The 9,115-nt window shown below is 41.2% G+C and carries 9 protein-coding genes; 5 read left to right on the top strand and 4 right to left on the bottom strand.

Features of this window, described 5'->3' with window-relative positions; genetic code table 11:
- The first annotated feature begins 639 nt into the window (after positions 1–639).
- The 5 genes from Q0954_RS23695 (at position 640) to Q0954_RS23715 (ending at position 6,231) form a co-directional block, all read left to right on the top strand.
- A complete protein-coding gene (locus tag Q0954_RS23695; protein ID WP_299461135.1) occupies positions 640–2,268 on the top strand; it encodes a GMC family oxidoreductase in 1,629 nt (542 codons plus the stop codon).
- Between the two features lie 27 nt (positions 2,269–2,295).
- Positions 2,296–2,424, top strand: coding sequence for a hypothetical protein (locus Q0954_RS23700; protein WP_299461137.1), 129 nt, complete (start codon positions 2,296–2,298; stop codon positions 2,422–2,424).
- A gap of 17 nt (positions 2,425–2,441) precedes the next feature.
- Positions 2,442–2,828 carry a glyoxalase superfamily protein gene (locus Q0954_RS23705; protein ID WP_299461139.1) on the top strand — a complete coding sequence of 129 codons (387 nt, stop codon included), beginning with the start codon at positions 2,442–2,444 and terminating at the stop codon, positions 2,826–2,828.
- 202 nt (positions 2,829–3,030) lie between these two features.
- A complete protein-coding gene (gene ctlX / locus Q0954_RS23710; protein ID WP_299461141.1) occupies positions 3,031–3,954 on the top strand; it encodes a citrulline utilization hydrolase CtlX in 924 nt (307 codons plus the stop codon).
- A 1,074-nt stretch (positions 3,955–5,028) separates the two neighbouring features.
- The gene (locus Q0954_RS23715; RefSeq protein ID WP_299461143.1) at positions 5,029–6,231 is read left to right on the top strand and encodes a BamA/TamA family outer membrane protein; all 1,203 of its coding nucleotides are present in this window, start codon (positions 5,029–5,031) and stop codon (positions 6,229–6,231) included.
- A 78-nt stretch (positions 6,232–6,309) separates the two neighbouring features.
- Here the strand turns inward: Q0954_RS23715 and Q0954_RS23720 are convergent, their stop codons facing one another.
- The 4 genes from Q0954_RS23720 to Q0954_RS23735 all read right to left on the bottom strand — a co-directional run bounded on the left by Q0954_RS23720 (position 6,310) and on the right by Q0954_RS23735 (position 9,025).
- Positions 6,310–6,660: a spondin domain-containing protein gene (locus tag Q0954_RS23720; protein ID WP_299461145.1), complete on the bottom strand. Its 351-nt coding sequence runs from the start codon at positions 6,658–6,660 to the stop codon at positions 6,310–6,312.
- Entirely contained in the window at positions 6,605–7,003 is a 399-nt protein-coding gene (locus tag Q0954_RS23725; RefSeq protein ID WP_299461147.1) for a hypothetical protein, read from the bottom strand. Before Q0954_RS23725 ends, Q0954_RS23720 begins: the two co-directional genes overlap by 56 nt.
- A 553-nt stretch (positions 7,004–7,556) precedes the next feature.
- The gene (locus tag Q0954_RS23730) at positions 7,557–8,294 is read right to left on the bottom strand and encodes a metallophosphoesterase family protein (RefSeq protein ID WP_299461149.1); all 738 of its coding nucleotides are present in this window, start codon (positions 8,292–8,294) and stop codon (positions 7,557–7,559) included.
- Positions 8,291–9,025 (bottom strand): metallophosphoesterase family protein, encoded by a 735-nt coding sequence (locus tag Q0954_RS23735; RefSeq protein WP_299461151.1) that lies wholly within the window; start codon positions 9,023–9,025, stop codon positions 8,291–8,293. The genes Q0954_RS23730 and Q0954_RS23735 overlap by 4 nt, the downstream gene beginning before the upstream one ends.
- Positions 9,026–9,115 lie beyond the last annotated feature (90 nt).

The following is a 9,115-nucleotide window of genomic DNA, read 5'->3' on the forward strand; positions in this document are numbered from 1 at the left end:
GCTTCTTTTCAAGCCTTCGAGCAACTGCTCAAACTTCCTTTCTTTTGTGCGGCATTTAGTCTGAATTATTCTAAGATATTTTATAAATATTAGTTATTGTGACGCTCGGTCATTAAATTTACATAAGACTTTCAATATTTTGTGCTCCTTTAGGCGTTAAAAATCGCTTTTTTAGCTTATTTAAAACTTATTTACAAAACTTCTCACATACAGAAGTTCAAAAGAGCGTTCTTTTAGGGGGTAAGCCTTGCTCATAGCTACAGCTACGAGCCCAACCAAAGGCTATCAATGCCTCGTTTGGTTTTAGATAACTTCCTTCAATCTGAGAATTTATTTTGAACCTTGCTGTTTACAATACTCCGCAGTGATTTTCGTCAAAGTTGGTTGCTGGTTATTTATGAATTTAAAAACTATTTAATTGGGTGTTTAGGCTTAAAACCGAAACACGTTTAAAAATAAAGTGAGTAAGCAATCTTAATATACGCCACTGTTTTACAGCATTTAACAAGGTGAACATTTACTCGAGTCAGCTATGGACTATTGTGTTTAACCACTGACCAATAAAAGTGCATTATTTTTAATAACCACGTCTGTTAGCGTATAATCAATTATTCAATATATATTACACACACTAACCTTATGCAAAATAACTTCGATTACATCATTATCGGGGCAGGATCTGCTGGCTGTGTACTTGCCAATCGCCTGAGTGCCAACCCGAAAAGCCAAGTGCTCGTGTTAGAAGCCGGGCGTAAAGACAACCTGCAAAACGTAAAAATTCCAGCTGGATTTCCCAAATTGTTCAAAACAGAGGTAGACTATGGCTACACTACAGTCAACCAACCCACCATGCACAACCGTGAAATGTATTTGCCTCGTGGCAAAGTGTTGGGAGGTTGTAGTAGTATCAATGCCATGATTTATATCAGGGGAAGCCGCCAAGACTACAACGAATGGAGTGCCCTGGGCAACCTGGGCTGGTCTTACGATGAAGTACTTCCTTATTTTAAGAAATCAGAAAATCAAGAGATTATTCAAAATGACTTTCACGGCAAAGGTGGACCGCTCAATGTAACCAACCGAAGCTATACCAATCATTTGTCACAGGTGTTTGTAGAGGCAGCACAAGAGCTGGGCTATGATACAAACGAAGACTTTAACGGAGCTACCCAAAAAGGTTTTGGGTTTTATCAGGTAACACAAACCAAAGGAGAGCGCTGTAGTACTGCTAAAGCTTATCTGCATCCAGTCATGGCAAGAACAAACCTCCAGGTAGAAACCAAAGCCCAGGTTGAGCGCATTATTATAGAAAACGAGCGGGCAGTAGGGGTGGTGTACCACCAAAATGGACAAAAGCATGAAGCTAAAGCCAGCAAAGAGGTAATACTAAGCGCAGGGGCTTATAACAGCCCACAGGTGTTACAACTTTCGGGTATAGGCAATGGCGACGACTTGCAAGCGCTGGGTTTGCCCGTAGTAAAACATTTGCCTGGCGTAGGGCAAAATCTGCAAGACCATATGGTATACTTTACCCTGTTTAACAGTAATTACAAACGTTCGCTCGATTCGGCAGAAAACTTTCCGGGCGTATTCAAAAACTTGTTTCAATACCTACTCACCAAAAAAGGCATGTTTAGCACCAACATAGGCGAAGCAGGAGGTTTTGTTTACTCTTCGTCTGATCAACCCTCGCCCGACATTCAATACCATTTTGCTCCGGCTTATTTTTTATCGCACGGTTTCAAAAATCCCGAAAAGGGCAATGGTTACTCTATTGGAGGAAAAATTCTCAATCCGAGTAGCAAAGGCACCGTAAAACTGGCTTCGGCAAACTTTAGTACTGCCCCAGCCATAGATCATAACTATATGAGCACCGACGATGACATCCGGCGTTCGGTGTGGGGTTTTAGACTTGCCGAAAAATTGGGCATGACCAATGCTTTTGCTCCTTACCGTAAAGGTTGGCATGACTTTGCCACTCGCCCCACAGATGATGTAGAAATAGAAGACCTGATTCGTGCTACAGGTGAAACTTTGTACCACCCTACCTCTACCTGCAAAATGGGTGACGATGAAATGGCAGTGGTAGATGCAGAGCTAAAAGTGTATGGAGTCAATGGTTTACGAGTGGTAGATGCTTCTATTATGCCCAATGTCACCAGAGGCAACACCAATGCCCCTGTGATCATGATTGCCGAAAAAGCTGCCGATATGATCTTACGTGAAGAAATGATGGTAGCTGCTGGCATTACTGAGCGGGTGGGGTAGCTACAGCTGAGGCAAATGCTTAAAAGAATGAAGGGTGAAAACAACCCTAAAGCGTTTGGCGAAGCTATAAGCACACCAGTTGAAGGGTTTAGTGCTGTTTTGCTTAATTTTAAGGTTAAATTTTATTATTTTGGGATAGATGACTTGAAGAAATAAAAAAACAATCAAAAATTATGGAAACAGCGCTAACAACCAAAAAATTCTCCCACACTGTACCTTTTTTGCCAGTGAACAACTTGCAGGAAACCATTGCCTATTATCGTTATGTACTGGGCTTTAGCAAAGAGTGGTTTTGGGGTGACCCACCCACCGATGCAGGCATTAGCCGTGACAATATGAAGTTGTTGTTTGGCAAAAACCCCGAAATGGTGCAACACATGCAGGGCTTTGAGGTAATGTTGTTTGTAGAAGGTATAGACGCCATTTATGAAGAGCATGCCCTTAAAGACGTTACGATTGTGTCGGACATAGAAGACAAACCTTGGGGAGTGAGAGAGTATACCATCAAAGAAATTAATGGGTACCATTTGCGCATTGCCGAAAGCGCCAATCAGTACTGACTATTGATAGCCCATTATAATGAATAAAAATGGAATGATGTCTTGAGCTGTTTGCTCAGGACATTTTTTTTGGCAGATATTTGAATAATCTCCTGATAAAATGTTTTAATTTGTTGCTAAAAAAGATTTTGTACGCAGAAGGCGGCAATGCACAACATTTATTGGCTTGCTACCCTTTGTAATTTGTTAAAGAAGAATAAATATGCAACAAACCACTGCACATATTATGATGGTACGCCCAGTCAGTTTTGGGCACAATCCTCAAACTGCCGAAAACAATGCTTTTCAGACAAAGAAAGCCAATAGTGCAGAAGTATTGCAACAAGCCCAGGCAGAGTTCGACGGTATGGTGGCAATGCTGCGTGAGGCTGGAGTCAATGTATTGGTTTTTGACGATACTCCTCACCCCTCTAAGCCTTCAGCTATTTTTCCTAACAACTGGGTGTCTTTTCACGAAGAGGGTGTAGTGATTTTGTACCCTATGTATGCTCCCAACCGTCGCGAAGAGCGCCAGGAAGAAATACTGATTGCCCTTGAGCAACAGTTTGATAAACAGATTTTGCTTGATTTTTCGCCTTATGAAAACTCAGGCAAATACCTCGAAAGCACAGGAAGCATGATCATAGATCGCCCCCATAAGATAATATACGCCTGTAGGTCGGAACGCACCAACGAACAAGTGTTGCAGGTAGTAGCCGAAAAACTGAGCTATGAATACTTGTTATTCGATGCTGTAGATGAACATCAGCAGGCCATTTATCATACCAATGTAATGATGTGCTTGGGACAAGACTTTGCGGTGATTTGCCTGGATTTATTGCCCAATGCTGCCGAGCGCAAGGCTGTGGTAGACAAACTTCAGCAAACCCACAAACAAATTGTAGCGTTGTCAACGGAGCAAATAGCCCAGTTTGCTGGTAATATGTTAGAGGTGCAAAGTACCCAAGGCGACCGATTGTTGGTCATGTCAGAACGTGCGTTCAAGTCATTGACCCCTGACCAACGCAATGTCCTTGAGCAAAAAGTGAAAATAGTGGCTCCCCCCTTGTACACCATAGAAGACCACGAAGGGGGGAGCGCCCGCTGTATGATGGCAGAGGTATTTTTGCCCAAAAATCAATCATAACATCAATAAACCAAGCCTTTTTAATCGAGACAATTAAAAAGGCTTATTTTTGGGCTACTATAATCTAACAATAGTCCATAGCCTTGACAGGGGCAAGCTTCAAGCGACAAGTCGCAAGTCCTTAGATACCGATGTATATCGGTGCTGCACCCTGTTCCACAAGTAATCACGCTTTTGTATTGCACTGATTTTCAGTTATTTACAAAAAGCGTAGTTAGAAGCTGATTCGAGTAAATGTTTACCTTATTAAATGCTGTAAACCAGTGGCGTATATTAAGATTGCTTACTCACTTTATTTTTAAAAGCGTTTCGGTTTTAAGCCTAAACATCCAATTAAATAGTTTTTAAATCCATAAATAACTGATCACCAGCAACCAACTTTGACGAAAATCACTGCGGAGTATTGATCTAAGGAATGGTGAGAAATTAAATTACCATTCTTGAGGTAGAGGTTTTGTTTTGAGACGAGGCTATTTTTTGCGCCCATAGCAGCGCTACGGGCAATAAAAATAACGAAGTATCAAGGCGAAAAATCACCCCTCAGAGTGTAAATTTATTTTTGAACAATTCCTAAGGAATGGTGTAAAAATAAATTTCTATAGTTTAATAAAATATTTCTAAAAGCCATCCCCAAGCTTGTCTTCTCCTCTTGGTCTTAAGCGCAGCTGACCAAGAGAGCGGGTAACAATAGCGAAGAACTTGGTCTTGCCAAAAAAGACCACTACAAGTGAGTTTGTATGGGTTTTCAATCAGACTTGGTATAAGTAGCAAATTATAAAACAAAAAAAATGTAAGTCAATTGTTGGTGTTTTTTAGGGGTTCAAAAACATGTACTTGTCTTACCGATATGCATCGATACCTAAGGCCTTGTAGCTTGTTGCTTCTAACCTTGTATCTGGTATTGATATAATAAATTGCTACACTTGGAGTTTAAACTACGTACTGTTCTTAAAGTACAACTTTTGTTTTGATTACTGTGGGTATAAAAGACCCATCCAGGTTTGAAGAATGTTTAATATTCACTAATTTTGTGAAAAAATACACCAAAAAAATACATCTATTGCTCAGGCACTTATGATTGATTATAATAAAAAAATATACCATTACCTTATATTATTTGTACTTACACCTTGTTTGCTTACAAATAATTGTTTTGCCAAGGCTAAAAACTACAAGAAAATATTACATCCGGCGGACACTGCCCAATACAGCAGCAGGCTTTCTCCAAAAAACACAACTAGTAATTCCCCGTTTTTCAAGAAACAACGCAAAGACGGCTTCATTGCTTTGCCATTGGTGTACTATAGTCCTGATACCCGCTGGGCTGCGGGCGGAATGGTAGCCTACCATTTCAAATTTATTACTCCCGGCAAAAAAGCGGCTCACAGTCGTTTGTCTTACATTCAGCTTACCTCTGATTATACCCAAAACAAACAATTGGATGTATGGGGGCAATGGCGAATATTTATGAATGACAATGATTATATTTGGTCAGGTGAGGCACGCTACCGCAACTATCCTGATCGTTATTATGGCGTGGGCAACCTTACCCTAAACGATGCCGAAGAAACTTACTCTTATGATTTGCTCAGGTTCCAGTCCAGGGTCTCCCGTCAGTTGGTTAAAAACGTATACCTGGGGTTAGACTACGAGATAAGCAAATACTATAATATGACCTTGCAACAAGGTAAGTCGTTGGAAACCTCTGAAGTAGAAGGTACCAAAGGGGGAGTTAATTCGGGGCTTGGCTTGGTATTTATGATAGACACCCGCGACAATGTAGTAAGCGCGTCTAAAGGTTTTTTTCTTGAAACATCAGGTTATATATTTAATGGAGTGTTGGGGAGTAACTTTAACTATAGCAATTATAACTTTACCTTTAATAAATATTTCCCTATTGGACAAAAAATGGTAATTGCTACCAACACAGTCATGACATTGAACACAGGAGAGGTACCCTTTGTCAACTTGGCAAGGGCAGGAGGCAACAGCGTTTTGCGGGGCTATGCCCAGTATCGTTTCCGCGACTACAACTTTATTGCATCTCAGGTAGAATACCGATATATGTTTTTGAAAAGGTTTGGCATGGTGGCTTTTGCCGGGTTGGGCGATGTATTCAATAAAAGCGAAGATTTAGATGCTGATGCCCTCAAGTATTCGGTAGGAGGTGGGGTACGCATTGCGCTTGACGCCAAAGAAAAAATAAACCTCAGAGTTGACTATGGCGTAGGTAGAGACAACAATGGGGTATATGTATCAGTTACTGAAGCTTTTTAAAGTTTTATACATCACAACCCAAGGCAACCATCTTTTATAAAATGGCTGCCTTGGGTTGTTTTACTTATCACTCAAACTTTAATCTATTTTCTCAATTTTGAAAGTGCCCAGTGAAGTCACCGTTCCACCCACAGCCAAAGGTGCGCTGGTAATGATACTTACTGGAGTTGCAGGAGAAGTAGCCTGGTTTGCCGAGGTAAAAGTAGCACCACTGTCGGTACCCGAATCATAAGTACCCGGTGAAACCTCTTTTGAGCTTACCCACTGATCGTTTTCCAGTAGGTTTGCTCCCGACACACCAATAAACCAATCAGGACTAGGAGCGATCATCGAAACTACGCTTACCAAAGAATGCGTTTTGGTTACCTTAAACTCAACACTTACATTGCCTGTGCCAGTGCTTACCCCCCCCGCCGCTAATGAGTTCAAAAGCCGTTTTATTTTGCATCAAAGCATTGATTTCGCTGGTTAAAGGTGTTTTGCCTCCTGTTTCTGCCATTACTTTAATTCCCTCCGACGCATTTTCTCCTGTTTTGTACAATGTAGCCTCACTGTTGTGGCTCATACCTATCAAGCCCGAAAAGTGTGGGTTGCTGGGGTAGTCAGTGGGGTGTGAGCTGGATGTCCAATTGGCGGTAAAAGTAAGCCGATAAGTAGCGGTATCGCTGACTGTGTTGGTGGTAGGGGTCACCGTTTCTTGCTTTTTACAAGCAGCTATCAAAAAGATAAAGGCGCTCAAAAATAGTAAGTTTTTAAAAAAATGTAATCTCATTAGCTAAAGTTTAAATGTTGAACAGTACAAAGTAAGTGAATATTTGCCCCGCCAAATGTCAGTAACCTAACACATTTCAATAAAATGTGATGATGATTTGTTTGTATGAGTGGAGAATATTTGGATATAATTATTTTTGTTGATTTTTTATTTGCTTGACCCATTGCAGGCACTATGCTTTTACACGGTTGCCCTTGACATAAGTTTTAATAGGTGGTATATGATTAAACACTTTCATCGAACATTCCTCGGTTCTTGACTTTCAACTACGATTTTTATAAGTTGCTGAAAATCAAAGTGATATAAAAGTGTAGATACCTGTGGAACAGGGAGTAGCACCGATATTCATCGGTATCTAAGGACTTGCGACTTGTCTCTTGAAGCACCGATATGCATCGGCATCTAAGGACTTGCCCCTGTCGGGGTTTTTAACTACGCTTTTTGTAAGTTACTGAAAATCAACGTGATATAAAAAGTGTAGATACTTGTGGAACAGGGTATACCTAGAACCTTGCACCTAGTCCCTAGAACCTTGTCAGGGCTTTTAACTTCATCAAATGTCTACATTTTTGATGGCAGTCAACCCATAAGTATCCAAATTAAAAGCACACAAATGCCCCGTTTTGGTATAATCAAGGCGTTTGTGTGGTTTGGTGTATACGCAACCATTATCTAATGGAATAGTTTGGCTACGTGCGTTAATGCGCTGTACTATTTCATCCAGGTAAAACACCTCATGCCCATGTAAAATCGTTTTGCCTTGCACTGCCTCTTTGTTGGGTGGGATCACCCGCGAGCCCCTTAGCCTTAGCATAGCGTCATAATGCACTAAAAAATCATCTTTGCTAAAGTCAAACCCCGCGTGTACCAGGTAGTAGTCGTCCAATACTATATAATAGGGCAAGTTTTTAAAAAAGTGGAGGTAGGCAGGTTTTATCTGGGCATCATCGGTTAACAAGTTCCCCGATTTATTAATTCTGGAGACAAACAATCTAAAAGTGCGACTATCATACGCTTGCCAGGCTTGTAGCAGGTTCTCTTCGTGGTTGCCCCGTAAACAATACACCTGGTAGTTTTGGGCTTGCAGCGAAATGATGTAGTCGAGGGTTCCGGCGCTATCTGGCCCCTTGTCAATATAGTCGCCCAACAAATACAAATGATCATCTTTAGTAATTTGAAGCGTCTCTTCAACCATTTTTTTGAGGGTCTGGCAACAGCCGTGCACATCACCCACCGCAAAACGGCGTCCACTGATAGGTGTTTTTATGGTTTGATATAGTTGTACACTCATCGGTCAAAATCTACATTGGGTTGGCAAAACAATTCCCAATTGTCTATATCAAGCGCGCACAACTGTCCATAGCCCTCTATATGGTGTTTATAGCAACCATTGTCTAATGGTATCACCTTGGCACGGCTCGCAACGGCTGCCTTGATCTCAGGCAGGGAGGTTTTTTGGTGTCCATGTACCACATGTTTGCGTTGGGCTTTAATCGCATGATACCTTTTCAGATTAAACCGCATTGTCCAAAGCATGGCATAAAAATCTTCAAAGGGGGCAGCCTTCCTGAAGTTGAATCCAGCATGCACCAAATAAAAATTATCCAACGCGTAATAATAAGGTAAGTTGTTAAGCCAGGGTTCAAAACGAGGCAATAAACAATCCTGAGAGTGGTCAACCATTGATTGATCCCTGACCTTGTCAGCAAAACAAATAAGTGCCTTAGTGTCAAGGTCAAGTTGTTGGAAATCCTCCCAGGCAGTAAGCAACATTTGTTCGTGATTGCCCCTGAGTGGGTACACCTGATAACCTTGGTTTTGTAAGTCAATGATGAAGTCAAGCACACCCGCCCCGTCTGGACCCCGATCGATATAATCGCCCAGCAAAAAAAGCTGATCCTGAGTTGTAAACTGCAAGTGCTGCCATACCAATTGTTGCAGTGTTTGGCAACAGCCGTGCACATCACCCACCACAAAACGGCGCCCATTCAAAGGTTTTTCTATAGTGTGAAATGCATTCATGTTTTTTATATGATATGTACCAAGACAAAATTAAATATATCTAATATGCAAGTATAACTATCATATTATGAGAGAGTTATCTTTACTTGT

Source organism: uncultured Microscilla sp., assembly GCF_947493425.1.
Taxonomy (GTDB): Bacteria; Bacteroidota; Bacteroidia; order Cytophagales; family Microscillaceae; genus Microscilla.

What these genes read in the sequence shown, in the direction of transcription:
- Q0954_RS23700 (WP_299461137.1), top strand. Translation starts at nt 2,296, where the DNA reads ATGAAGGGTGAAAACAACCCTAAAGCGTTTGGCGAAGCTATAAGCACA.
- ctlX (WP_299461141.1), top strand. Translation starts at nt 3,031, where the DNA reads ATGCAACAAACCACTGCACATATTATGATGGTACGCCCAGTCAGTTTT.
- Q0954_RS23705 (WP_299461139.1), top strand. Translation starts at nt 2,442, where the DNA reads ATGGAAACAGCGCTAACAACCAAAAAATTCTCCCACACTGTACCTTTT.
- Q0954_RS23695 (WP_299461135.1), top strand. Translation starts at nt 640, where the DNA reads ATGCAAAATAACTTCGATTACATCATTATCGGGGCAGGATCTGCTGGC.
- Q0954_RS23735 (WP_299461151.1), bottom strand. Translation starts at nt 9,025, where the DNA reads ATGAATGCATTTCACACTATAGAAAAACCTTTGAATGGGCGCCGTTTT.
- Q0954_RS23715 (WP_299461143.1), top strand. Translation starts at nt 5,029, where the DNA reads ATGATTGATTATAATAAAAAAATATACCATTACCTTATATTATTTGTA.
- Q0954_RS23730 (WP_299461149.1), bottom strand. Translation starts at nt 8,294, where the DNA reads ATGAGTGTACAACTATATCAAACCATAAAAACACCTATCAGTGGACGC.
- Q0954_RS23725 (WP_299461147.1), bottom strand. Translation starts at nt 7,003, where the DNA reads ATGAGATTACATTTTTTTAAAAACTTACTATTTTTGAGCGCCTTTATC.